Below are 23726 nucleotides of genomic sequence, written 5' to 3'. Positions count from 1 at the left end.
GAAAAGACACTTCAAAATGAAGTGCCTTTTTATTTTTGGTTTAAACTTAATTTTTCAACGTCAATGGTCTTGTCAACCAATCCATCATAAAAACTGGCTTCATGACTAACAATGATAGCATTCCCAGGAAATTTAATAATTGCCCGTTTTAAAGCATTTTTAGTCTCATCGTCCAGGTGATTAGTCGGTTCATCCATGATTAAGAAATTGCTTTTTACAAATTCCATCAAAGCCAATTTGACCTTAGTTTGTTCTCCCCCAGAAAGCTCACCAATTGGTTTCATGGCGTTAGCAGCGTCGAGTCCACAGCGACCCAGCTGGGAACGAATCTCCTTCTGTGTCAACTTGGGATATTTGTCCTGAATGATTTGTAAGGGTGTCATCTTACTATTCGGCCAGATCAAGTCTTGACTGAAATAGTTAACCTTCGCGGATGGAGAAAAGTTAGCCTTTCCCCCCTTTGCCGGAATTTGTCCGAGGATTGATTTAATTAAGGTTGACTTTCCAACCCCATTAAAACCCTGAAGCCCAACTTTCTGATCAGTATTAACGGAAAAGGTAACTGGCTTAAGTAACGGTTGATCGTAACCAACTGACAGTTGGTCAACCACTAGTGCGTTCTGGGATCCAGTATCAGCATACGGAAAGTCAAAAGAAGCCTGGATGTTACTTGAAGGTGGCTCAATCACATCCATTCGTTTTAACATCTTTTCCCGTGATTTAGCCATATTGGAATGACTTCCGGCCTTGTTTTTTTGAATAAAAGTTTTGGCCTTGGAGATCTCTTCTTGTTGTTTCTCGTACTCCCGCTGCTGGGTCATTTCTTTTTCGTCTTTTTGTTTCATGGCGGACTTGAAATCACCACGGTACTTAGTGACCTTCCCAAACGCAACGTTTACGATACAATTCGTTACTTTTTCTAGAAAGTCGTAGTCATGGGAAATGATCATCGCTGCCCCATCAAAACTATTTAAATAATCTTCCAACCAATTAATGTGAGCGGTATCCAGATAGTTAGTCGGTTCATCAAGCAAAATTACATCGGGATGCTCCAGAATTAATTTCGCTAAAATAATCTTAGAGCGTTGTCCCCCGCTCATTTCAGAAATGGTTTGATCTCTTCCAATGTCGTCAAGACCCAATCCATTAATCACCTGCTCAACTTCAGTATCAATATCATAAAAATTACGAGATTCAAGTTGTTCTTGGATTCTTCCCGCTTGTTCAAGTAACTTTTCGTCCATATTGTCGGCATATTTTACGTACAAATCGCTCATATGCTGATTCATGTTGTAGAGGTCTGAAAAGGCAGTATGCAAAAAATCAATCAGTGTCATTCCCTTTGGAATATTAACGTACTGATCTAGGTAACCAACTTTGGTCCCCTTTTGCCATTTGATGTCACCAGATAAGGGTAATTGCTTATTGGTCAAAATCTTAATCAAAGTTGATTTTCCAACCCCATTTTGGCCCACAATTCCCATGTGCTCACCTTTATTTAGCTGAAATGTAGCATCCGAGTACAGGTCTTTGTCGGCAAAACTCATACTTAGATTAGATACACTTAATAACGCCATTATATAATTCCCTCCATTATTTCATAACTTATACCGTAACACCGAATCGCAATCAACGTCAATCAGGTGAATTTGAGTGGTATAATTGTATGTACATTTTTAAAAAAGAGGAGTGCCTATGAAAATCAAAGATATTGATCACATCACCCTATTGGTAAATGACATCGAGAAATCGATGCGGTTTTACCATGAGGTTTTAGATTTACCAGTTGTGATCGAAACTGATTCTAGAATTGAATTTCAGCTGGGTCACCAACGACTCGTTTGTGTCACAAACAAGGAAGATAACGTTAAACCAGAAAATCCAACTCCTGGTTCTACCAGTTTCAGCGTGGTTGCAAGGGATCCACTTGACTCAATCCAGTCACATTTAGCCAACTACTTTATTGAAGTAGTTGCAGGACCGATCGAAAGTCAGGGACATAACGGTAAAATGAATTCACTATTTATCAATGATCCAGATAAAAATTTGATTGAAATTAGAGAGTATCAACGATAGGAATGAAAGGGAATACAACCCGGCTAAAATCCCCATCAAATAGTGTTTTTCAATTTTACAACCATAATCATTTTTGTTATATTCGTCGAATACGCAAAAAGAAGGGATACTTATGAAAAAAGAAAATTCGAAGGACAATTCAAATCAAAATGTTACTAAACCAAAAATGAGCCTTTTCAGTGTCACGATGCTGGCACTAAGCTCAATCATTGGTTCAGGATGGTTATTCGGTGCCTGGGAGGGTGCTAAAACCGCTGGTCCAGCTGCCATTATTTCGTGGATCATCGGTGCCGTTGTGATTGGTGCAATTGCGTTTAATTACATTGAATTAGGAACCATGTTCCCAGAAAGTGGCGGGATGAGTAAGTATGCCCAGTATACCCACGGCCCTCTTCTAGGATTCATCTCATCATGGTCCAACTGGGTCTCACTTGTAACGCTGCTTCCAATTGAAGCGGTCGCTGCCGTTCAATACATGAGTTCATGGCCCTGGTCATGGGCCAACTGGACTCACGGGTTTTACGCCAATGGCACGGTTACTACCGAAGGGTTATTCGTCGTTTTTCTCTTCATCTTAGTGTTCACCTTGTTAAACTACTGGTCAGTCAACTTACTGACTCGTTTCACTACTTTGACTTCAATTTTTAAAATTGTAGTTCCAGTTCTTACCATTATTATGCTACTTGCTTCTGGTTTTCATCCCGGAAACTTTAACAACGTTCAAACTGGTGGATTTTTCCCATACGGAACGGCTCCAATCTTTGCGGCTACCACCGTATCTGGAATCATCTTCTCTTATAATGCTTTTCAAACGGTTATAAACGTTGGTGATGAGATTACCAATCCTAAGAAAAACATCTGGCGGGGAATCGTTATTTCACTTTTAATCAGTATCATCATTTACGTCATGTTACAGTTCACTTTCGTTGGTGTTATTGACCCGTCAACCTTAGCCAAATACGGTTGGCATGGTCTTAATTTCAGTTCACCATTTGCTGATTTAGCCATTATGTTGAACTTGAACTGGCTAGTAATTCTACTCTATTTAGATGCCTTTGTTTCACCCTTTGGGACCGGAGTATCATTTGTTGCTTCAACTAGTCGGACACTAGCAGCAATGACCGAAAATGGTCATATGCCAAAGTTTTTAGGTAAGATTAACCAAAAATGGGGAACTCCTAGAATCGCAATGATCGTGAACTGGATTGTCAGTTGTATCTTGGTATCAGTGTTTAGAAACTGGGCTGTTTTAGCCAGTGTTATCTCAACTTCAACCTTAATTGCATATTTGACTGGTCCAGTTACCCTTGGATCATTACGTCTCCACGCTCCTCACTTCAAACGTCCAGTCAAAATTAGTTTTGCTGGAATCATGGCACCACTTGCCTTTGTTCTTGCTAGTTTGGCAATCTATTGGGCAATGTGGCCTACTACTATTGAAGTCATCCTTGTTATTATGCTGGGGCTGCCGTTTTACTTCTTCTACGAAAACAAGAACGGCTGGAAAAATACCCTGACCAAGTTTCGTGGAGGAGCTTGGATGGTCGCCTATTTAATCTTTATGTCAGCATTTTCGTATATCGGATCCGCACCATTCGGTGGTCAAAACTGGATTCATTACCCATATGATTTTATCGTAATTATTGTAGTTGCACTACTGTTCTTCTACTGGGGTGTCTTTAGTTATCAGCGCACTGGTAACATGCTTAACGCTAAAAGCGTCAATGAACAGGTCGATGATGGTCAGGTCAACCATTAGTTAAGTTAATGCAAAATCATAAGGATTTTGTTATAATACGTATGCATCTTGTTTTTCTTGAAATGGATGGAGGGATTCTTATGAATAGTCAAGATCCAGATTCGAGATACGAACGTTATGACTTTAATGCCGCAAATGGTCCAAAGCACCAAAAGAAAAACTTTAAGGCTTGGCCATGGGTTTTAGGACTAGTAGTAATCGTGATCCTGCTAGTCTTTGGAATTCACTTTCTGACAAGCGGCAGTGGGAATCGGATGAATGGATCCTCCACAAGTCAACAGAGTAGCAGAGCTATTCAATCAGAAAAGAAAGCAAAACACTTTAATAAGGCGGAACAAGCCACGACCAACAAGGAAGCGTCAGTAAACAGGGACCAACAAGCACCAACAAATCAAAGTGGGTCACAATCATCAAACGGAAATAATTCCAATGGAAACAACTCAACGAGTGATTCTAGTTCGATGTTTGCTACACCAAAATCATTTGACTCGGTTCAAGACGCTAAAAACTATGCACATGCTACTCAAAGCAGTTGGTTAGCAGCTGGTTACTCTAACTTTACAATTGAGCGGAATGGTCAGGGCTTTTACACCTTGCAATTTGTTAAATAAGGAACTATTTATAGTTCCTTATTTTTTTATATTCAAATGAATTTGGTATAATGAAGTGTATAGGAGGTACTATTATGAAAATTAATACTCCACTTCAAAATGGACTTTTACCTGATAAGTATACTAAACACGCTGACCCAGATGAAATGTTAGATGGTAATCCAATCATTTCATTCCCGATCAAAATCTCTGATGTCCCAAAAAACGCAAAGTCACTAGTAGTTATCCTACTGGACGACGATTCAATCCCAGTTTGTGGTTTTACTTACATTCATTGGGTGGTTGCTAACATTGATCCAAATATATCTGAAATACCAGAAAATGCTAGCCAAGATCAATCAATTAATATGACTTTGGGGAAAAATAGTTTAGCTGGTGGACTAGTACACGTTACTGATTCAAAATTAAATCAACACTACATTGGTCCTACTCCTCCCGATAAACCACACGATTATCAGTTGCATGTTTACGCCTTGGATCAAAAACTAGATTTAACCAACGGCTTTTGGCTTAATGAACTAAAGAAAAAAATGGCAGGACACGTCCTTGCCAGTGCCGAACAAATTTTACCAGTGAGAAACTAAAACGGAGGCTTTCATAATGCTAAATGGATACAAACACATTCTAGTACCAGTTGATGGATCAAAAGAAGCAGAGGCTGCTTTATACAAGGCGGCAGCGGTAGCACAAAGAAATAAAGGCCGAATTGACGTCTTAAACGTGATTAACACCACTAATTATGGATACAGCCTAGGAGTTGTTGATGGCAGTGTTATCACCCAAATCGTTAATGAAGAACTTAACTATTTAAAGGATTTAGTTAAGAAAGTCAAGGACCAAACTGGCATTGACGATATTCATATCCATGCTCGGTTTGGAAGTCCTAGAGAAGTAATTACTTACGAATTTCCCAAGGACCATCAAACCGATCTAATTATGATGGGAGCGACTGGTAAGGGTCGCTTGTACCGCATGCTTGAGGGTTCAGTTGCCGGATACGTTAACTCACATGCCGCCTGTGATGTGATTATTGTTAGAACCAACATGGAGAATACCCCAATCAAATAGTTAAGACTTATTTAAACAAAATAGCTAAGCCCTTGCGCTTGGCTATTTTTTATTGCCTTTTAAAGATCAATTCATTTCAACCATCTAGCTGAATCACGTTAATTGTTATATGATGTTAGATGTTAGTGTACAAATTTAAAATAATTAAAAGGAATGTTTGCAATGCACATCAAAAAAAGAAAACACACCAAATCATTCATTGCCCTCTTTATCGTCATCGTGATCGCCATCTTCGCCGGTGGCGGTTATTATTATTGGCATAACCATGGTAGTTTTCTCAGTAAATTAGACGTTAATCAAAGCGATACCGCTACTGTGTTCATTCCCGGACTAGGTGGAAATAACATCACGACTGGTTACATGGTTGACACCCTAAATCGTTACCACCTAGCAACCAAAACCTTACAACTGTATGTGAAAAAGGATGGTACCGTTAAAACCACTAAACAGTTCCATAAGTTTGGTGCTGATAATCCGACCGTTCAAATTGTCTTTCAGGACAATCATCATCCTTATTTTCAATCAACCCAAATGCCAAACGTAATGCGCTATCTGTACAAGAAGTACAACATTCGTTCAGTTAACATGATTGGGCATTCGTCTGGTGGAAACATTATTTACTATTACCTAGCTCATTATCCCAATCTTAAAAACGTTCCAAAGGTTAAAAAGTTCATCTCACTTGCAACGAACTATGCTCCAAACGATCCTGATGTAAAAAACCTACCAAAAGACCTTCAGATCCTTAATCTAGTTGGCGATATGAACCATTCTGGAACAGATGGCGAAGTTACAATGAAGAGTGAGATCCCAATGAAGAATCTTGTGACTGGCTACGTCAAAAGTTACAAGCTCTACGTATATCACGGAAACAGTTCTCAAGCTCAGCACACAATGCTTCACGAGAACCCATCCATCGTTAAGATCATCGCAGAATACTTCTTCACCGATAAAATGACCCAATAATTGGAGAATTTAATTAATGGCTTTAACCAATAAAAATCATTTATATCAACTCGTGTACGTGCTGAGTTACGTTATTTTTCTGGCATCATCAGTAATCCTTTTGAACAGTCAATTTAATAACGTATATTCCGCTAAAAGTTTCTTGCAATGGCAAATCGCAGGGGTAATCACGTTAATTGTCATCGGAATCCAAATCGTACTATTACTTACCAGGAGACATAACCCTAAACAGTGGACAATTATCATAATCATGGCAGTCATCTTTATCTTGTCATATCTTTTTCATTTAAATGTGATTACCAGTACCCTATTTTTATTGTTCTTATTCATGGCCAACGCTGACTTATTAAATCAAGATGCGTTTGCGACCATCGACCTTGCAACTAAACTCGTTGTTCTAGTCGTAATTTTGGCCTTTTTGATTTTACACGTCTTTCCACCACAAAATGCCATTTCATTTACAAGAGGCTCATCCACTAGATATGCAATTGGATTCACTCATCCAAACGTCTTAAGTGGTTTCATCTTAAGTATTTGCTGTTCGGCCCTTTTGTTAATACAAAACAGTCGAAAAAAACTGATGTACTTCGTATATGCCTTTATTTTCGTTAGTTACTTAGTCATTGCCTACCTGACTGGTTCACGCGGATTTATGGTTGCTGGAGCTATCCTAGTACTCGGATTCGCTTTGAGCTTTGCTCCCAAAATCACTCACCTACTACCAAAAATCACTTGGATCCTGGTTTCATTGACTTTCGTAGTAGGAATCGGCATGGTCGCTTGGGGTTCATCACTGCCATTATTCAACGTGTTGAATCGTGCCCTTTCTGGTCGTCCCGGACAACAGTTAACCGTCATTCAATATTTCTATTCGCCAAAGCTAATTGGACAAAATATGCCCCTGTTGGGTGCCCGATCAAACTTGTGGGTCGATAACACGTTCTTGTTCATCTTATTAAGTACCGGTTTCATTGGTTTAATGTTGCTACTGGCATTGTTTCTTGCTAGTGCTTACAAGGCTAAACAGGACGATAACTATTTCCTTTGTGTGATTTTAATTGCCCTTGCTGTTCAAGGCATCATTGAAACGCAACTTACTAATGCTTACATGTTTGCACCATTTATTTACGCTTTTGCCCGAGTAATCCAGCCAGATCATCTTCATCAGCAGGCAATTGGGAGACACGTTAAAACCACATAATCAAAACCCATCATTAATGATGGGTTTTTTAATTGATATTAGTTTCACAAAAATATAACATGAAATAGAAAGAATTAATTAATTTCAAAGGAGGTCATAAATTTGCGTTATCTAGCATTTTTAGGCTCACAAAGTAAGGATGGCTTGACTGCTAAGTACCTTAACGCAGTTATTTCAGGTCTTCCAAAGGATGCGCAGGTTGAGACATTATTTCTGCAAGATTATGACATCAAACCAGATAATCTCAAAAACCCCAATCCAACGCTTGACATGATTGAAAAGAAAATGGAAGAAGCGGACGTCTGGATCATCGCATCCCCGACGTACTTTGCTGATTTATCAGGAGTTACCAAAAATCTATTCGATTGCATGCGTCACCGAATGGTTAAAATGAACAGTATTGGTGATACCTTGCCCGGTAAGTTTAAAAACAAACACTACCTAAGTCTGACTACTTGCTTTCTCTCCTCATTTCAAAACTTCTTTACTGGCATTACCGATCAAACCTTTCGGACCATTGATAAGATCATGACCGCAGCTGGTCTAATCAAACTTGGGGAGGTCATCGGAACGCACACCTGGGGAAGTAAGGGAATTCCTAATCCTAAAAAAATTGAACTGTGTAAACGATGGGGACAAAAGATTGCCAACAAGCCACGAAAGGATGATAGTACTTTGAAACGTTATATCGAATTATTTTGTATGATTGCAGTAATGTCACTAGTGACAATGTTAATTGAAGGATTAGCTTTTGGACTGAAATTTAACGGAGAATTTTGGCTCTTCTACGTAGCATTTGTGGTTATTTTCTATGTTCTTCTAGCAATCTTGCTTCACTTCTTTACGTTCTTAAGACATCGTCGTCGTTAAACTTAAAACTAAATAAAAGCGACCAATTGTTAACAATTGGTCGCTTTTATTCTAATCATCGCTTTTTTCAATTTTAATTGTATCGGAAAGATGATGGTCATCCAGTCGGTACAAATTATTGAAGAATTCGACTTCAAATGATGCCGGCTCATCCGGATATTTTTGCTCCGCCAGTTCACCAGCAATGCCAACCATAGCCGTCCCTAGTGCAATTTCATGAACACTTTGATGGTGAGCGGCAACCACACCGATGACACCATCTAACACATCTCCAGATCCAACGTTGATTGCTAGTTCATGACTGCCATTGTGGACCACATATGTTTCCCTTCCATTCGAAATTACGTCGTCAACTCCTGAAATGACAACCGTGGAATGAAATTGTTTAGCAGCCATTTTAGCAACCTGAACGCGATCACCATTACCGTCAGCAGCATCAATTCCACGACTGCCCCAGTCAATCCCTGCAATAAAGGCAATCTCACCAACGTTGCCACGCAAGACATCAATATTAATTTCACTACTAATCTTCTTAAAAACTTCCGTTCTTAATTCTGAGGCACTCACAGCGACCGGATCAACCACCACTGGTAAACGACGATTATTAGCCGCTTGACCAGCAATCACATCTAGTTTAATACTATCGTCGTCCATCGTCCCCAGGTTTAAGACCAAACTGTTAGCAATTGCCACCAAATCATGACCTTCATTTGAAGAGTCACACATAATTGGTGAGCCACCAACATAACTAATTGCATCCGCTACTTTCTGTGGGGTCACCATGTTAGGAATGTCCAAAACAACGGGATTTTCCCTTCTAATTTCTTCTAAAATCGACGTCATACTATCATTTCCTCTCTAGTTTGCTAATTGTCTTTTCAACGTTAGTGCTGTCCATAATTGCTGATATTACCGCAATTCCAGCGTTTGAAACCTGATAAATTGACTGACAGTTACCTGCATTAATTCCACCAATCGCAACTGCCGGTAAATTTACCTGTCTTTGCAGCTGAACTAAACCGGAAACGCCAATTGGTGATTCAGCATCTGCTTTACTAGTAGTCGGAAAAATCGGTCCAATTCCCAAATAATCGATGCCAATGAGGGGGTTACTACGCTCTAATTCTTCTTTGGTACTGATCGACAATCCAACTATCATTTCTGGATTATCATGAATCACCTTTTGCACGCTTTCATCACTTTGACCAACGTGAATTCCGTCCGCATTAATCTGATTAGCCAAATCTACGTCATCGTCCACAATTAATGGAATATGATATTCAGTGGTTAAATGACGAAGTTTCTTTCCCATCTCAATCCTTTTCAAACCCGTAAGTGAACCTAGACCCTTTTCACGGTACTGAAAAGCTGTAACACCAGCATCTAAAGCTTGGTCAATGTGATCCAAAAATTCAGTTTCAGAACCAGCAAAATTTTGGGTACCCGCCACCAGGTATATTTGCAGCATTTTTTTATTAAATTGCATATTTATTACTCCCACATTCCATGATTTAAGGGCCCGTGTCCATGACCAATAACCAGCGGTTTCCTAATAATTTTATCCAGATAATCTTTCCCAAAGCGAATGGCAGTTTCCATACTTTCACCACGCGCTAAAGCCGCGACAATTGCTGAAGAAAGCGTGTCCCCCGTGCCATGAGTCCGAACCGTATTCACTCGCTTCGTAGTCAACCAAAAATCAGATCCATCTTGTAAAAGAACATAGTCTTTTACGATCTTATCGGTACCATGTCCGCCTTTAATCATGACGTTTTTAGCACCAGCAATTTGAATTTTTCGTGCTGCCCTTTTGATTGCTTCATCGGAAGTAATGGATTGATTCGTAATTTTTTCCGCTTCGGGTAAGTTTGGTGTTACTAAATCGGCCAATGGGATCAGTTCGTTAATCAAGGTTTTAATGGCGCCGGCTTCAAGTAGCACTGACCCTCCCTTGGCTACCATAACAGGATCAACAACAATTTGACCTAACTTGTACTTTTTAATGTTATCTGCCACTAAATGAACGTGTTCTTCGTCAAACAAAGCTCCGGTCTTAGTTGCTTTAATATCAAAATCATCGCAAACGGAAGCAAACTGCTCATCAATAATCTTTTTCGGAAGTGGATACGTATCTTGAACACCAATGGTGTTTTGTGCCGTCACTCCCACTACCACGTTGGTGCTAAACACCTGACAGGCCTGCATCGTTTTAATATCAGCTTCCATCCCTGCTCCACCACCAGAATCAGTCCCAGCAATTGTTAGTGCTTCTGGATATTGATTTATTTCACTACTCATAGTTCCCTCCTAAAAAGTTCTAAGCGTTATACATTTTGTTCCAAAAATCCAATTCATAATGACAACTATTCTGAAAAACTTGATTTGCGGTGGCCCTTTCGTTTGGATGAATTTCTGCCTGGAGATCAATAAAAGCAAAAATTTGTTTTACCTCATCTGCCTCAGCATAAAACTTGATCCAATCGCTAAATGGATTGTTAATAAGACTGGTTTCATTTAGTTGAGTAGCAACTACATAGTAAGTCCAAATACACGGTGCGAGCACGCTCAATCCAACTAGAATGGACTTAGTGCTAACGGCTTCACGCATACTTTCAACATAATCCTTGGTAACGTTGAACATGCGGGCGTCTTGAAGCTCATCATCAGTCACTTTTGCAACTTTTAACATGACCTCGTGCGGTGTGCTTTCGTTTTTAATTCCATCAACGCAACCTGCCAAAAATCTTTTCAAATTCATATCACTTGTTTCAGTCTGAATTTGTTGAAACTGTTTAGCGTAACCGTCTAGATACATTTCGTCTTGTTGAACGTAGTTAATTAGCGCCTTTTCTGGCACTTTCCCGTTTTGAATTCCCCTAACATAATCACAATTCATGATTTGATTCATTATTGTTGTCGCATTACTTATCAATTCATCGGTGAATTTATTTGTCATCAACTACTAACATCTCCTACACAAAAAGGCTCCTCATAATAATGAGGAGCCTTCAATTATATTCTTAATTAAAGATCGCACGATTCCTTTCGCAGGTATTAACCAGTTCAAGTTCAATGGGTATAGTCTCAGCCACTTGGCACCCCCTCATACAGCTATTCAATTAATATTATTATATTCCTTAAAATTTGGCATGACAATTCTAATCAACTACTTTGGCACCCAAGACGGTCTTAAAGTGATTCATCGCAAACTTTTGGCCCAAATCAGAAAAGGTTGCCACCCCACTTTTATGAATAACCAAGTTATAAGCAAGGTTATATCCGGCAATTGCGGTGTGCAAGACACAAATGTCGGTGCAGACACCCACGAGATGAAGAGTCTTAACGTTTCTTTCACGAAGTCTAAGATCCAGATCAGTGCCAGCAAACGCACTGTACCTGGTTTTATCCATTTGCCAAACGTTATCTAACTTTTGGTTCTTATCAAACCACTTTCCGACGTTTCCATACAACTGACGACCCCAAGTTCCCCGTACGTTGTGAGTTGGATACAACTTTGTTTCAGGACTATATGGATCATCCTTTTTATGAACATCGGTGGGGAAAATAACAAATTGACCATCATTTTTGAATTTTTCAGCTAAGTCGCTAATTGACTGGTCGAGATCTTGAGCTGGCTTCCCGGCGGTCAAAGACCCCTGATCATCAACAAAGTCATTGGTGTAATCAATGATTAAAAGCGCACTTCTTTCTTTATCAGCCATTTTTAATCTTCTTTCTTAAAAATCTGACGGCTTCTCGGGATATTTAATTTCTTTTTCAGAGCGATCTTCAGCGGCTTTCACGTATACTTTGGCAACATTATCAGGCTGCATCTCTTCACTACTACCAGATAGTCCCTGAATGGTAATCAAACCGACGTAGATATTATCATCTTGAACCGCATCATGAAGTGAAAAGGCGTAATCACTTAAAGCTGCTTTAGTAGCTGCTAAAGTGACATTGCCTTTGGTAGGATGAAAGGCAGCTCCACCACCAGTAATCAGAATGTTCCGGTTTTCCTTTTGATCGTCTGAAAGACCAACGAACTGACGAGTGATGGTAACGGCACCAAAGACGTTGGTATTGTACATTTCTTTAACTTGGTCTAGTGGTAATGAGAATGGTGTATCTAAAGTCTTGTCACCCACGTTATAAACCATGGTTTGAGGAATCCCGTATGCCATTTTAATCTTACTAAACACGTTTGTTACCTGCGCTGGATCGGTAACATCAGCAGCAATAAAATCAGCTTTAATCCCTTCTTGATTCAAATCTTTAACAAATTGCTTTAACTGAGCAGCATCTCTAGCCACCATAATCGGTGTCTTGCCAGCTTCACCAAACTTTTTGGCAATTGAAAAGCCAAATCCTTTTCCAACTCCAAAAATTACTACACTTTCACTCATAAAATTCCCTCCTAAAGTTGATTCAAGAAAAGTTTACCACCATTCTGACAGACGAGCATTTTTTATGTTTTGTTATTTAAGCACAAAAGGAGCCCCACTACCAAAAGTAGTGAGGCTCCTTTGCGACTTAATCTCCGTTAACTAAGTATACCAGTTTTAATAATTTTGTCAGCCCTTACATTTGCTTTCTATAAGTGTTTTGAAAATACCTGATAAGCAATATATGCGCCCCCCGAGAGTCGAACTCGGATCATGAGGACCGAAATCTCATGTGCTATCCATTACACTAAGGGCGCTTAACAAATACTATGCTATCGATAAACACAGTAAATTGCAAGTAAATTATTCATTTGCGACCTTATTTGCGCTTGCTTCAAGGTCCAACTCTAACTTTAGCGAATTATCCTTAAAGTCGTCAATTAAACTTTGTCCTTTAGAAACGTATTTTCCAACCGTTCTCCCAGTGATACTAACAAATTCAATTGTCTTATCATCAACCACTTTTACAGAGTCATAATGGCCTTCTTCCGCTGCGTCCAGATAGGCTTGAGCTAATTCCCCGATGTTATCAAGGATCAGCTCATCCAGTGTAATCGTTTTACCATCTTTTTTTAGTTCGTTTAACAAATTTTTAATTTCATCCATTGTCTCTGGAATTTTTTCACTCATATTAAACACCTCAATTTAAACAAAACCACCGATACGTACTTATCGGTGGTCAATTAATTATTTTTCTTTTTGCACAAACGTCTTATTTGGAACTCTGATTAAAATGAATTGGTTAGCATCCTTACCAGCATGCATCCCCAAACCGTTCCAAAAGTTTCCTTTGTATCTCAGGGTAACCACCTTGGCCCATGCATTTTGAAAATGCTCGTCATTTAACTTGATGCTCTTATGCTTCAACTTGTAACTACGGCCAGTGACTTCAGCGTTTCCACGCGTAGTAACTACCTGAGCATTCGTACTTGGCAGTTGATACTTAATGTTCTTTAGCCAGAACGAATACTGCTGGATCGGTCCTCTATTACCTTCAACCTTTACGTAGTAGGAGCCATTCTTATCACTTTGAATAATTAATGGTTCAACTTGGGACGTCGTAATCACGTTGCGATTATTGGTTTTAGTAATATTTCTGAAGAAAGTCGTATAAACCATTAAGGTAAGCAACAACACAAAAACAACAATTTCGCCAATTGATATCAAAAAATTACGCCATTCAAAAGTTTTTTTATCCTCGATAATCATCTTAATTCGTCGTGACCGAATATTTTTAATCATAAAGATCAACACGATTAACACAACTATCCATGCAACTACACCTATAAGATTCCACCATGAATTCATGAAAGTATCCTCCGCTTCATTTTCCTATCTTCCCTATTCTAATTGAAAATTGATTTTTATGCCATCTTTGATATACTAAGTTTAATTAAACATAGGGGTGCCGAGTGGCTGAGATTATACCCGTTGAACCTGACTTGGACAATGCCAGCGCAGGGAATATAAGATTAAGCTTGTTGATACATCAGCTGGACGTTCTCGCACTCGCGCTTGAAACGTCTTTTTTTATGGAGAATAACCAATGATAACAATTAAAAATCTATCATTTTCATATCCCGAACAGGATAAAATTCTAAATCAAGTCAATTTAAATTTTGAACCAAATAGCATCAATCTCCTGTTTGGTCCAACTGGGAGTGGAAAAACCACCCTCTTAAAACTAATTGCTCAATTGTATCCAAAATATAGCAAAGGCCAACTAACCGGAAAGATTGACATGGATGAAAAACCAGCCATGTTATTTCAGGATCCAAACCATCAGTTTGCGATGAAGACCGTCAAAGAAGAACTCATTTTTGCCCTTGGCAACCTTCACGTTGACCCTGTTAAAATGCCCAACCGGATTGACTCTGCTTTAAAGTTTTGTGGTATTAATGAACTTAAAAATCGGGCCATTACCACTTTGTCGGGTGGCGAAAAGCAAAAAGTTGCCTTAGCCGTGACAGTTGCGATGAAACGTCCAGTCCTTTTATTGGACGAACCATTTAGTAACGTTGATGTTGATAGCAAAAAAGACATCATCGAACGTCTAATCCAGTTAAAGAAAAAAAGTAATCGGACCATCATTATCTCCGATCACAACCTTTCTGACTATCTCGACGTGGCTGATCATTTCTTTAACGTCCAAGCTGGCTCCGTTCATGCGGTTCCAGTTGACCAGATTAAAAATGAACTTGCAAACGACCCTAAAGAAGAGATTCACTACAAGATTATGTCAGACAACGATCCCGTGATTAATTTATTAAATTTTTCCATGACGAACGGTAATCAAAATCTGATTGAACCAGAAAACATTGACCTGTATCCTGGAATCACTTACCTAAATGGGAAGAATGGAAGCGGAAAGTCCACCTTCTTTAAGGCGCTGTCTCGCCTCCATTCGTACAACGGGGTCGTCAAAATTATGAATCATAACATTAAAAAGTCTTCACTTCCCTCTCTCATGAAGTCCGAAAATTTGATTTTCCAAAATTCAGAAGACCAATTTTTAACCATCACGCTTAAAGATGAACTGACTCTAGCCAAGAAAAATGCCATCACCAAACAATGGACTGATGACCGAATTAACGACCTCTTAAAAGCCCTGCACCTTGATCATCTTTTGGATCGGGTTGTCTACTCACTAAGTGGTGGGCAAAAGAAAAAGCTCCAGATTGTGATTATGTTGATTCGGGATGCACCCATCCTCATGCTTGACGAACCATTCGCTGGTCTTGACCAAAAATCAGCCGTCATTATTTCGCGGATCCTTGAGAACGAGGCTAAGAACGGGAAAACCATTATTTTTGCTTCCCATCAACGGACCGACCTCGTCGAAAATGCTGATTTCTTTATTGAACTTGCCAATCATCGATTAACTTACAAGGAGGATGTTCATGAATCCTAGTCTAAAATTCGTTTTGGTATTGATCATTGCCCTAGAAGTTTCTTTCACTACCAGTATCGTTGGTAATAGTGTGCTGATCGTCTGTGGACTCGCCTATCTCATAGTGAAACACGTAAACTTCAAGCATCTTTTGTGGATCCTTCTGATTGCCTTCATTCCTGCGGTCGGGTTACTGATCTCCCAGATTTTATACGCTAAAAGCACGCACGCGGGAATCCTATTATTTACTCGGATCTACGTTTACATCGTCTATGGAGCGGCCTTCACGTTAACCACTAAATTATACGAACTGGTTAATTCGCTAGAGCAAAATCTCCGCCTCCCAAGTAAATTTGTTTATGGGGCAATGGCGGCTTTCAACCTTCTACCAGAAATTCAAACCGAAGTTAACAAGATTAAAACTGCTAGTTTGATGCGGGGAGTTAAATTACACTGGTGGTCACCGACCCTATACTTTAAAGCCATTTTATCAGCAATTCGCTGGTCGGAAAACTTAGCACAAGGAATGGAATCACATGGTTTTGTCGAAGGTCAGCCACGAACTTTTTATCAGACCATTAAAATCACAAAGGTGGACTGGCTCGTCTTTGTTTTTAACGTCATCTTACTTCAAGTAGTTCTGCTTCTGCTCTAGTATTCTTTGTCTCAAATAAATAAATTAATGTATAATAGAGTCAAGTAAGCGAAGTAGAGGAGGAAGCAAAATGAAAATTGGAGAAGAATTTAGTCAGGTAGCAACCGATCTAATTAAATTCCAAGAAAAACATGACATCCCTGACAACCAAATGGCCGTTGACCTACACATGACGGTGGAGAGATTTCATGCCATCAAGAGTATGCAAATTCAGCCTACTCAGGATGAAGTAAAAATAATTAAGCAGTTTATTGTTCATAACAAATAAAAACGATGACTTTTATAAGAGCCATCGTTTTTTTATCCGATTTGTTGCTCAATTAGATATGAGTCAAGGTAACCAAAAGCAATTTCGTCAATATCTCCAAGATTAATGAGTTGATTATTCACAACGAATAATTTCGCTTTGTCAACGATTTGAACTGTTATCTGACCCCGCTCGTACTTCACGGGAAATCCGAGGTAAGATTGGCCGTCATTCATTTTTATTCTAACCACCCGTTGAAATTTGATGGCCATTTGAATCGTGGCTTCAAATAGATTAATCGTCGAATCAAAACTTCGATCATTATTTAACACGGGTTGAACGAAGACCCCGTTAGCCGAGTTGATGGACACGAAGTGATTAATTAGCCGCAAATAATCACTTTTAATCACTAATTTATCAATCTCATCAATCTTAATGAGTTCATATCCACCAAATCGTCCCATCATATCAACCAACGAAAACATAACGGAATCAGAATTAACCGCTTTCACCTGACCAATGAAAAACAAATCAGAATGAATCTTCGGTATCATCACAATTCTTCTCCCTGTTTCCATGGCCGAGTACAAGTTGGCTTCAATGGCTAATTGTCCGTCGATGACTTTCGGGGCAATGTGTTTGGCAAATAAAACTGACTTAGAATCCGTTAATAACTTTAACTCGGTTCCAAGAAACTCAACCGAACGAACCAACGGTTTAATGATGGTCTTATGGGTCACATTTTCGTTGTCAAATTTATCAACAACGGAAAGTGAAAATTCAAAGTCCGACAGTGAATTAATGAACCCTTCAACGGAATTGCCGTCTTGAGTTACCACCATCACCGCTTGTTGGTCGACAAATGAATTGCCCAAAATCTGGGTCAATAGATCATTTTTGGAATTAAGCTTCATTACTTCCTGCTTAGTTCCGTTCAGTTTTAATTGACGAGACATTCGGATACGTCCCTCCATCTTGGTGAGGTCCTCACTTTGAAAGTCAATATCATCGATATCTCCGTAAACAACGTAGACCAGTCCGTTAGCAAGTCCGTAATCATCGTATGTGATCAAAATCGCACCGGCAGCATCAAGGGCAACGACCACTCCAGTATAGAAGACCGTTGTATTTTGCTGGGTCAAATTTACCAATAAATTGTTATTCATTGAATACTTCAAGTCCTTAACAACTTGATTAACTGAATTATCCAAACAATCACCCGCTTCTCTAATAACATCAGTTTAATCTTATCACATGTATGGATTCGACCAAGTTTAGTGCGCTTATCATAACATAAATTTTGCGTTCTTTTTAAGCTTTCACTTTCTATTTTCATTTATTGAGCGAATGCTTTAAACTAATAGTGAGGTGAAAATATGTCGAAGAAGAAAATAGAACGTAAACAACGCCAAAACATCATCATTGATATGAATGATTTTATCATTAAGTATGCCGCAACAATGTTAGGTGAAAACAAAACTAATTTAGCTCAGCAAGTCTATGAAGCCGGTAAAAACGACGTCAAAGGATTAGATAAATTATTTAACGATGCTGGCTACGGACGAAGAGAACAATACGAAGACATTGCTGAAGGATATGTTTGTAATTTCTATCACGTAATGCCAGATCAAACAAAAACTGAGGTTGATCGGCTAACCAAAGAGGCAATGAATTACTTAGGGTCTCATGCAAACGAGTTCAATCGTTGGCGTGAAGAATAAAACAACTTCGTTTGAAGTTGTTTTTTTATTGAAAAAAGGAGGTGGAAATAGTGAACAAAGTTGGAGTCAGAGATCTCGTTGAATTTTTACTTCGAAGCGGAGATCTAAATAGTAGTCTTAGTAGTCTGAACACGGCTCAAGCTGGCACTAAAATCCACCGGAAAATTCAAAAGAAACGTCCTAGTAACTATGAAAAAGAATACTATCTAGAAAAGAAAGTCCAAGTTAATCAGACTGATTTTCTGGTTCACGGTCGTGCCGATGGTGTCATCATGAGTGATAAATCAGCCACCATCGAAGAAATCAAAACCTCCGACATCGAGTTTAATGATATTCCAGAGAACAAGATGATTCTTTACTGGGGGCAAGTAAAGGCGTATGCCTACTTGCTGATGACAAAAGACCCCTCCATTAAATCAGTCACCATGCAGCTGACGTACGTCCAAACTCCCGAAGAAGAAATTACGCAAAAGGAACGTTCAATTACATACGAAGATTCCAAACGTTTCTTTGACAACTTAATTCACGAATTTGGAGAATGGCTCGAACTTAAAGACCAGTTAAATGAACAAAAAAGAACTACCGCCAAAAAAGTTCAATTTCCCTTCCCAGCGTATCGAACGGGTCAACGTGAACTGGCAGCTGCAGTATACAAGACCATCGCTTCCAACCGCCACCTGTTTGCAGAAGCTCCAACTGGAACCGGTAAAACCATTTCAACCCTCTTTCCCACCATCAAAGCCATGGGAAATGATCTCATTTCAAAGGTGTTCTACTTAACGGCTAAACAAAGTACTAGACGAGTTGCTGAAGACGCCATTAATCTCATGAGTAATCATGGATTACGACTTCGAAGCATTACCCTTACCGCTAAGGACAAGATTACGTTTGATGATGAACGTGACAAATCACCAGAGGATAATCCCTATATGCTGGGCTACTATGATCGCTTAAAACCAGCCCTAAAGGATATTTTAAAAAATAATCACCAGATCACGCGTGACGTGGTGGAAAAGTACGCAAAAAAATACACACTTGATCCCTTTGAATTCTCGCTTGATATCAGCCTTTTTTGTGACGTTATCATTGGTGACTACAATTACTTATTTGATCCACAGGTCCACCTTCAACGCTTCTTTGAGGTGCAAGACTATCAGAATTTTTACCTGATTGATGAGGCCCATAACCTAGTCGATCGTTCCCGTGACATGTACTCAACCGAACTATCATCTGAACCATTAGAAAAAGTTATCAAGCTTCTATCAAAGAACAAGGAACAAAACGCAAAGGTCTTAACCAAGTTACGATCACTCAAACGTCAATTTAATATGATTGCCAAACCATTAAGAAAAGACCATAAATTCGAGGTCGCACTCGATGATCCACTGGATAAATTTACAAAAGCAGTCACTAACGTAGTCAAGGTCCTCCGGAAATGGATCGCAAAACAAGACGACGGTGATGACCTGGACTTGGTGCTTGATTTTTTCTTTCAGTGTACGGGATACCTCAAAATCAACGAGTACTATGGTCCAAATTACAAAACGAGAATCCTCATCAATGGTAAGAATACGACTGTTCGTCTCTTCTGTATGGATCCAAGTCACAATCTAGCCGAGACCCTTAATCTTGGTGGCGGAGCAGTGTTGTTTTCGGCCACCCTCTCACCGATGAACTACTATGCCAAGGTTCTCGGTGACGAAGACAATAGTTTGAAGTATCAACTGCCCTCCCCGTTTCCAAAAGCAAACCAGAATATCATCATCACCTCTTACATCAATACTACGTTTCAAAAACGTGACCAAAGCATCTCTAAGATTGTTGATACCATCAACAAAATGATCAGCGGGAAAGCCGGCAACTACCTGATCTTTGTTCCATCAGGAGTGTACCTAGAAAAAATCTACGATGAATTTAACAGACAACACCCCACGGTTAAAACAATCAAGCAAGAAGCCGGCATGAACGAAGCAGCGCGTTCCAGCTTTATCAATCAATTCAATCAACCAAACGACCATCCTGTTGTCGGATTTGCCCTTCTTGGTGGCATCTTTTCGGAGGGAATTGACCTGGTTGGTGATAAATTAATTGGGGTTGGAATTGTTGGGGTTGGACTTCCAGGACTTAACCCAGAAACCAACCTGATTCGGGACTACTTTGATGCAGAAAATGGTCACGGATTTGAATATGCCTATCAGCTACCGGGCTTAAACAACGTTTTTCAGGCTGCCGGACGTCTCATCCGTGGTAAGCATGATCAGGGAATCGTTGTATTAATGGATCAAAGATTTACCCAGAAAAGGTACACAAACCTTTATCCTCAACAATGGAAAAATTATCAGATTACTCACAACCCTCATGAACTCGAGCATGACATCAAACAATTTTGGAATAATATAAAGGAGAAAAACCATGACGAAACTTGAAAGTTACCACCCAATTTTTACCGCTCACCTTGAAATGGATTGGCTGACTACCATGAATCTTGGCGAAATAACCTCACTCTTAAATGGTCGCACAATTGCCAATGTTTGCCTGGATGGTGAGTATAACCCCACTAGAACAGCCGATCTAGTTAATCTTGACATGCGTAAAATCATGAAATCTCAGGCTCTGATTTGGGGAGTGTTGGACAAAAACACTCATACTCTACTCGGAATCTTTGCCATCAGTAATTTAGACAATAACCAACCCCAGTTTTACTTTATCTTTGAGGTCGGAATTGCTCCGGATCTAATTTCCGAATTATTAAATCACATGATCAAGTTTACTTTTCAAGAATTAAAACAGCCAAACATCTCTATTCTATTAAATAATAATCAGCATAATCTTATAGGTATAATAAAAAGATTAGGTTTCTCTCAAGTAGCCCGATCCCCGAAATCCGCTAGATTTCAATTATTTCAGTGATTTCAGTTGAATTGTGTTCCATAAGCTACTAGAATGATTATTGAAATAAAAGAGTAACATTATAATGTATGGGAGTGCATATTTATGAATGAAAAAGAGAAGAAAGAAGCGTATGGGAAAGCCATGAACATTCTTAAAAGTAACAATGTCCGAATTACCCCGCAACGACAAATTATTTTAAAGTACCTTATCGATCACAATAACCATCCTTCGGTTGAGACCATCTTCCATTTTTTGGAAGAAACCTTTCCCAACCTAAGTATGGCAACTGTTTACAATAACTTACGTTTATTTAAAAAGCTTAGAATCGTGATTGAATTGCCAAATCCAGATGGTGGATATCGCTATGACTTTTACAGTCATCCCCATTTTCACGCCATTTGTGATACCTGTGGAAAAATTATTGATATTGATGATCCAAAGTTCAAGCAAATTGATAAAGACTTACAGGACGCAACCAAACAGGTTGGATTTGATCCATCAGTTTCAAACGTTGAAGTTCATGGAATTTGTAAAGAATGTCAAGCAAAGGAAAAGGACCAACAGAGTCAAAACAAGAGCAACAACCAAAAAGTTGTTGAAATGTCTAAAACTTCATCAAAGGACTAATTAAAAAACTAATTTTATTTCAAAAATCGATCACCATGACATTTGTTCATGGTGCTTTTTTTATGCCTAATTTCTCTTTCGTGTTTACTATGTCAAGTTATTGCGGTAAAATAGTAGTTGAGCTAGATTATAATCATTATAAACTGGAGGAGTCAGTTATGTCAAAAATGAAAACATCACTTGCCCAGAAAATCAACGTTTTGCGGGCTAGTGTTATGGGTGCCAATGATGGGATCCTATCGGTTGCTGGAATTGTCCTCGGGGTCGCTGGTGCATCAACTAGTAATTGGGCAATTCTAATTTCAGGTTTAGCGGGAATGCTTGCTGGAACGGTATCCATGACGATGGGAGAATACGTCTCGGTTAACACCCAGAAAGATTCACAACGTCAGGCAATTGATCTTGTTAAACAAGGCCTTAAAAATCATTATGATGACGAGTTTAACTACGTTAAAAATAAGTACCTTAAAACCGGAATGGCAAACGCCCTGGCTGAAAGAGCTACTTCCGAAATGATGCAAAAGGATCCCCTCACTACCGTAGTTCGTGAAAAATATTCATTTGATCGAAATGATTTCACTAATCCTTATGCCGCTGCCATCGCATCAATGATCTCGTTTCCAACTGGATCAATTCTTCCCCTGGTAACCATTTTCGTTGCACCAGCGCAATATCGCGTGCTTGGGACCTACATTGCCATCGTCTTGGCACTTTCAATCACCGGATACGTTGCTGCCATTCTTGGAAACGCTAACCGGACTAAATCACTAATACGAAACGTCATTTCGGGGTTAGTAACCATGACCGTTGCCTATCTTGTTGGTCGTTTAGTCGGATTAGCATTTTAGGAGGTAAGCAGATGCGTCTTCATTTAAAGAAACAACTAAAAGATAATAACGACAATACCATGGATGAGAAATTGAACAATCTCCGTGCTGGCGTTCTCGGATCAAATGATGGAATTCTCACCGTCGTTGGAGTCCTTTTTTCAGTTGCCGTAGCTACTACGAATCCCCTCACCATTTTCATTGCCGGACTATCGGATCTACTTGCCTGTGCCTTTTCAATGGCAGGAGGAGAATATGCTTCGGTAAGTTCACAACGTGACACTGAGGAAGCGGCCGTTAAAACCGAAAGCAAGCTTTTAAAAACCAATTTCGATGATGAAATGGCAAGTGTCGTTCAATTTTACATGAGCCGTGGGGTTAGTAAAGAAACGGCAACTAAAATTGCAAAGGATTTATTATCAAAAAAACCGCTTGAAACGGTAGTGAGCGTCAAATATGACCTTCAGTTAGGGAAATATCTAAGTCCGTGGAGTGCCGCTTTCTCGTCGCTGTGTTCTGCTGCACTTGGTGGAATTCTCCCACTACTTGCCATGACGCTGCTTCCCGTCGGACTTCAGTGGCCTGGAACTATCATCGCTGTCATCATTGCTGTAGCTATCACCGGATTCTTAAGTGCCGAACTTGGGAATGGTCTGGTGAAGATTGCGGTAATTAGAAACGTCATCGTGGGAATCATTACCATGATCATTCACTATGGGATCGGACAATTCTTCTAACACATTTCTCATCTTTTAACATTAATTTTAAAATAAAATTACATTACGAGAACCTACATCAGAGTAAGGACATAGAACCCGTAAAAACCGGTGTGCCGCGCTTTATAAATGGTAGAAAAGTTGACATATACGGT

At 39.4% G+C, this 23726-nt stretch carries 27 protein-coding genes, 1 tRNA gene and 2 riboswitches; of the genes, 17 read left to right on the top strand and 11 right to left on the bottom strand.

Annotated elements, in window-relative coordinates; genetic code table 11:
- Nucleotides 1-29 precede the first annotated feature (29 nt).
- Nucleotides 30-1577: an ABC-F family ATP-binding cassette domain-containing protein gene (locus tag AC6UDE_RS02220; RefSeq protein WP_500696505.1), complete on the bottom strand. Its 1548-nt coding sequence runs from the start codon at nt 1575-1577 to the stop codon at nt 30-32.
- A 118-nt stretch (nt 1578-1695) separates the two neighbouring features.
- Here AC6UDE_RS02220 and AC6UDE_RS02215 point away from each other — a divergent pair, with 118 nt between their 5' ends.
- From AC6UDE_RS02215 to AC6UDE_RS02180, 8 genes are all read left to right on the top strand, one after another.
- The gene (locus tag AC6UDE_RS02215) at nt 1696-2076 is read left to right on the top strand and encodes a VOC family protein (protein WP_500693493.1); all 381 of its coding nucleotides are present in this window, start codon (nt 1696-1698) and stop codon (nt 2074-2076) included.
- A 112-nt stretch (nt 2077-2188) separates the two neighbouring features.
- Nucleotides 2189-3835, top strand: a complete 1647-nt coding sequence (locus AC6UDE_RS02210) for an APC family permease (RefSeq protein ID WP_500696504.1) — start codon at nt 2189-2191, stop codon at nt 3833-3835.
- Between the two features lie 80 nt (nt 3836-3915).
- On the top strand, nt 3916-4446 hold the full coding sequence (locus AC6UDE_RS02205) for a hypothetical protein (protein WP_500696503.1): 531 nt from the start codon (nt 3916-3918) through the stop codon (nt 4444-4446).
- A 74-nt stretch (nt 4447-4520) separates the two neighbouring features.
- Nucleotides 4521-5030 (top strand): YbhB/YbcL family Raf kinase inhibitor-like protein, encoded by a 510-nt coding sequence (locus tag AC6UDE_RS02200; protein ID WP_500696502.1) that lies wholly within the window; start codon nt 4521-4523, stop codon nt 5028-5030.
- A 16-nt stretch (nt 5031-5046) separates the two neighbouring features.
- Entirely contained in the window at nt 5047-5514 is a 468-nt protein-coding gene (locus AC6UDE_RS02195; RefSeq protein WP_500693489.1) for a universal stress protein, read from the top strand.
- A 162-nt stretch (nt 5515-5676) separates the two neighbouring features.
- Nucleotides 5677-6480, top strand: a complete 804-nt coding sequence (locus AC6UDE_RS02190; RefSeq protein ID WP_500696501.1) for an alpha/beta fold hydrolase — start codon at nt 5677-5679, stop codon at nt 6478-6480.
- Nucleotides 6481-6496: 16 nt separating this feature from the next.
- Complete coding sequence (locus tag AC6UDE_RS02185) at nt 6497-7681, top strand: O-antigen ligase family protein (RefSeq protein ID WP_500696500.1); 1185 nt, start codon at nt 6497-6499, stop codon at nt 7679-7681.
- 102 nt (nt 7682-7783) lie between these two features.
- Entirely contained in the window at nt 7784-8551 is a 768-nt protein-coding gene (locus AC6UDE_RS02180; protein WP_500696499.1) for a flavodoxin family protein, read from the top strand.
- A gap of 51 nt (nt 8552-8602) precedes the next feature.
- Here the strand turns inward: AC6UDE_RS02180 and thiM are convergent, their stop codons facing one another.
- The 9 genes from thiM to AC6UDE_RS02135 all read right to left on the bottom strand — a co-directional run bounded on the left by thiM (nt 8603) and on the right by AC6UDE_RS02135 (nt 14304).
- Nucleotides 8603-9394 carry a hydroxyethylthiazole kinase gene (gene thiM, locus AC6UDE_RS02175; protein WP_500696498.1) on the bottom strand — a complete coding sequence of 264 codons (792 nt, stop codon included), beginning with the start codon at nt 9392-9394 and terminating at the stop codon, nt 8603-8605.
- A gap of 4 nt (nt 9395-9398) precedes the next feature.
- Entirely contained in the window at nt 9399-10037 is a 639-nt protein-coding gene (gene thiE / locus AC6UDE_RS02170; protein ID WP_500696497.1) for a thiamine phosphate synthase, read from the bottom strand.
- A 5-nt stretch (nt 10038-10042) separates the two neighbouring features.
- Nucleotides 10043-10849 (bottom strand): bifunctional hydroxymethylpyrimidine kinase/phosphomethylpyrimidine kinase, encoded by an 807-nt coding sequence (gene thiD, locus AC6UDE_RS02165; protein WP_500696496.1) that lies wholly within the window; start codon nt 10847-10849, stop codon nt 10043-10045.
- A 19-nt stretch (nt 10850-10868) separates the two neighbouring features.
- Complete coding sequence (locus AC6UDE_RS02160) at nt 10869-11507, bottom strand: TenA family protein (protein WP_500696572.1); 639 nt, start codon at nt 11505-11507, stop codon at nt 10869-10871.
- Between the two features lie 66 nt (nt 11508-11573).
- Nucleotides 11574-11664, bottom strand: a riboswitch (TPP riboswitch).
- Nucleotides 11665-11709: 45 nt separating this feature from the next.
- On the bottom strand, nt 11710-12273 hold the full coding sequence (locus tag AC6UDE_RS02155) for a cysteine hydrolase family protein (protein WP_500695275.1): 564 nt from the start codon (nt 12271-12273) through the stop codon (nt 11710-11712).
- A gap of 15 nt (nt 12274-12288) precedes the next feature.
- The gene (locus AC6UDE_RS02150) at nt 12289-12957 is read right to left on the bottom strand and encodes an SDR family NAD(P)-dependent oxidoreductase (protein WP_500696495.1); all 669 of its coding nucleotides are present in this window, start codon (nt 12955-12957) and stop codon (nt 12289-12291) included.
- Nucleotides 12958-13181: 224 nt separating this feature from the next.
- Nucleotides 13182-13253 (bottom strand) — tRNA-Arg (locus tag AC6UDE_RS02145).
- 46 nt (nt 13254-13299) lie between these two features.
- Nucleotides 13300-13626: a hypothetical protein gene (locus AC6UDE_RS02140; protein WP_500696494.1), complete on the bottom strand. Its 327-nt coding sequence runs from the start codon at nt 13624-13626 to the stop codon at nt 13300-13302.
- 57 nt (nt 13627-13683) lie between these two features.
- Complete coding sequence (locus AC6UDE_RS02135; protein ID WP_500696493.1) at nt 13684-14304, bottom strand: LVIS_2131 family protein; 621 nt, start codon at nt 14302-14304, stop codon at nt 13684-13686.
- A gap of 83 nt (nt 14305-14387) precedes the next feature.
- Nucleotides 14388-14477, top strand: a riboswitch (TPP riboswitch).
- A 65-nt stretch (nt 14478-14542) separates the two neighbouring features.
- Between AC6UDE_RS02135 and AC6UDE_RS02130 the strand changes: the two genes are divergently transcribed.
- From AC6UDE_RS02130 to AC6UDE_RS02120, 3 genes are all read left to right on the top strand, one after another.
- A complete protein-coding gene (locus AC6UDE_RS02130) occupies nt 14543-15907 on the top strand; it encodes an ATP-binding cassette domain-containing protein (RefSeq protein WP_500696492.1) in 1365 nt (454 codons plus the stop codon).
- Complete coding sequence (locus AC6UDE_RS02125) at nt 15897-16541, top strand: energy-coupling factor transporter transmembrane component T family protein (RefSeq protein ID WP_500693477.1); 645 nt, start codon at nt 15897-15899, stop codon at nt 16539-16541. Before AC6UDE_RS02130 ends, AC6UDE_RS02125 begins: the two co-directional genes overlap by 11 nt.
- 70 nt (nt 16542-16611) lie before the next feature.
- On the top strand, nt 16612-16809 hold the full coding sequence (locus tag AC6UDE_RS02120) for an LBP_cg2779 family protein (RefSeq protein WP_500693476.1): 198 nt from the start codon (nt 16612-16614) through the stop codon (nt 16807-16809).
- A 32-nt stretch (nt 16810-16841) separates the two neighbouring features.
- Here AC6UDE_RS02120 and AC6UDE_RS02115 read toward each other — a convergent pair whose 3' ends face one another.
- A complete protein-coding gene (locus tag AC6UDE_RS02115) occupies nt 16842-17999 on the bottom strand; it encodes a hypothetical protein (RefSeq protein ID WP_500693475.1) in 1158 nt (385 codons plus the stop codon).
- Nucleotides 18000-18164: 165 nt separating this feature from the next.
- Between AC6UDE_RS02115 and AC6UDE_RS02110 the strand changes: the two genes are divergently transcribed.
- From AC6UDE_RS02110 to AC6UDE_RS02085, 6 genes are all read left to right on the top strand, one after another.
- The gene (locus AC6UDE_RS02110; RefSeq protein WP_500693474.1) at nt 18165-18509 is read left to right on the top strand and encodes a hypothetical protein; all 345 of its coding nucleotides are present in this window, start codon (nt 18165-18167) and stop codon (nt 18507-18509) included.
- A 47-nt stretch (nt 18510-18556) separates the two neighbouring features.
- A complete protein-coding gene (locus AC6UDE_RS02105; protein WP_500696571.1) occupies nt 18557-20935 on the top strand; it encodes an ATP-dependent DNA helicase in 2379 nt (792 codons plus the stop codon).
- Entirely contained in the window at nt 20922-21419 is a 498-nt protein-coding gene (locus AC6UDE_RS02100; RefSeq protein WP_500696491.1) for a GNAT family N-acetyltransferase, read from the top strand. Before AC6UDE_RS02105 ends, AC6UDE_RS02100 begins: the two co-directional genes overlap by 14 nt.
- Nucleotides 21420-21503: 84 nt before the next feature.
- Nucleotides 21504-22028, top strand: a complete 525-nt coding sequence (locus tag AC6UDE_RS02095; protein ID WP_500696490.1) for a Fur family transcriptional regulator — start codon at nt 21504-21506, stop codon at nt 22026-22028.
- A gap of 158 nt (nt 22029-22186) precedes the next feature.
- Nucleotides 22187-22876, top strand: coding sequence for a VIT1/CCC1 transporter family protein (locus AC6UDE_RS02090; protein ID WP_500696489.1), 690 nt, complete (start codon nt 22187-22189; stop codon nt 22874-22876).
- An 11-nt stretch (nt 22877-22887) separates the two neighbouring features.
- Nucleotides 22888-23592, top strand: a complete 705-nt coding sequence (locus AC6UDE_RS02085) for a VIT1/CCC1 transporter family protein (RefSeq protein WP_500693470.1) — start codon at nt 22888-22890, stop codon at nt 23590-23592.
- Nucleotides 23593-23726: the final 134 nt, after the last annotated feature.

The organism is Fructilactobacillus sp. X2R5C3, assembly GCF_059901325.1.
The sequence above is the reverse complement of the archived record's forward strand: the minus strand, read 5'-3'. Positions and strand labels throughout refer to the sequence as shown.

Coding starts and splice junctions, on each gene's coding strand:
- AC6UDE_RS02200 (WP_500696502.1), top strand. CDS start 4,521: ATGAAAATTAATACTCCACTTCAAAATGGACTTTTACCTGATAAGTAT.
- AC6UDE_RS02130 (WP_500696492.1), top strand. CDS start 14,543: ATGATAACAATTAAAAATCTATCATTTTCATATCCCGAACAGGATAAA.
- thiM (WP_500696498.1), bottom strand. CDS start 9,394: ATGACGTCGATTTTAGAAGAAATTAGAAGGGAAAATCCCGTTGTTTTG.
- AC6UDE_RS02210 (WP_500696504.1), top strand. CDS start 2,189: ATGAAAAAAGAAAATTCGAAGGACAATTCAAATCAAAATGTTACTAAA.
- AC6UDE_RS02090 (WP_500696489.1), top strand. CDS start 22,187: ATGTCAAAAATGAAAACATCACTTGCCCAGAAAATCAACGTTTTGCGG.
- AC6UDE_RS02215 (WP_500693493.1), top strand. CDS start 1,696: ATGAAAATCAAAGATATTGATCACATCACCCTATTGGTAAATGACATC.
- AC6UDE_RS02120 (WP_500693476.1), top strand. CDS start 16,612: ATGAAAATTGGAGAAGAATTTAGTCAGGTAGCAACCGATCTAATTAAA.
- AC6UDE_RS02150 (WP_500696495.1), bottom strand. CDS start 12,957: ATGAGTGAAAGTGTAGTAATTTTTGGAGTTGGAAAAGGATTTGGCTTT.
- AC6UDE_RS02110 (WP_500693474.1), top strand. CDS start 18,165: ATGTCGAAGAAGAAAATAGAACGTAAACAACGCCAAAACATCATCATT.
- AC6UDE_RS02100 (WP_500696491.1), top strand. CDS start 20,922: ATGACGAAACTTGAAAGTTACCACCCAATTTTTACCGCTCACCTTGAA.
- thiE (WP_500696497.1), bottom strand. CDS start 10,037: ATGCAATTTAATAAAAAAATGCTGCAAATATACCTGGTGGCGGGTACC.
- AC6UDE_RS02085 (WP_500693470.1), top strand. CDS start 22,888: ATGCGTCTTCATTTAAAGAAACAACTAAAAGATAATAACGACAATACC.
- AC6UDE_RS02205 (WP_500696503.1), top strand. CDS start 3,916: ATGAATAGTCAAGATCCAGATTCGAGATACGAACGTTATGACTTTAAT.
- AC6UDE_RS02185 (WP_500696500.1), top strand. CDS start 6,497: ATGGCTTTAACCAATAAAAATCATTTATATCAACTCGTGTACGTGCTG.
- AC6UDE_RS02195 (WP_500693489.1), top strand. CDS start 5,047: ATGCTAAATGGATACAAACACATTCTAGTACCAGTTGATGGATCAAAA.
- AC6UDE_RS02160 (WP_500696572.1), bottom strand. CDS start 11,507: ATGACAAATAAATTCACCGATGAATTGATAAGTAATGCGACAACAATA.
- AC6UDE_RS02140 (WP_500696494.1), bottom strand. CDS start 13,626: ATGAGTGAAAAAATTCCAGAGACAATGGATGAAATTAAAAATTTGTTA.
- thiD (WP_500696496.1), bottom strand. CDS start 10,849: ATGAGTAGTGAAATAAATCAATATCCAGAAGCACTAACAATTGCTGGG.
- AC6UDE_RS02135 (WP_500696493.1), bottom strand. CDS start 14,304: ATGAATTCATGGTGGAATCTTATAGGTGTAGTTGCATGGATAGTTGTG.
- AC6UDE_RS02220 (WP_500696505.1), bottom strand. CDS start 1,577: ATGGCGTTATTAAGTGTATCTAATCTAAGTATGAGTTTTGCCGACAAA.
- AC6UDE_RS02125 (WP_500693477.1), top strand. CDS start 15,897: ATGAATCCTAGTCTAAAATTCGTTTTGGTATTGATCATTGCCCTAGAA.
- AC6UDE_RS02155 (WP_500695275.1), bottom strand. CDS start 12,273: ATGGCTGATAAAGAAAGAAGTGCGCTTTTAATCATTGATTACACCAAT.
- AC6UDE_RS02190 (WP_500696501.1), top strand. CDS start 5,677: ATGCACATCAAAAAAAGAAAACACACCAAATCATTCATTGCCCTCTTT.
- AC6UDE_RS02095 (WP_500696490.1), top strand. CDS start 21,504: ATGAATGAAAAAGAGAAGAAAGAAGCGTATGGGAAAGCCATGAACATT.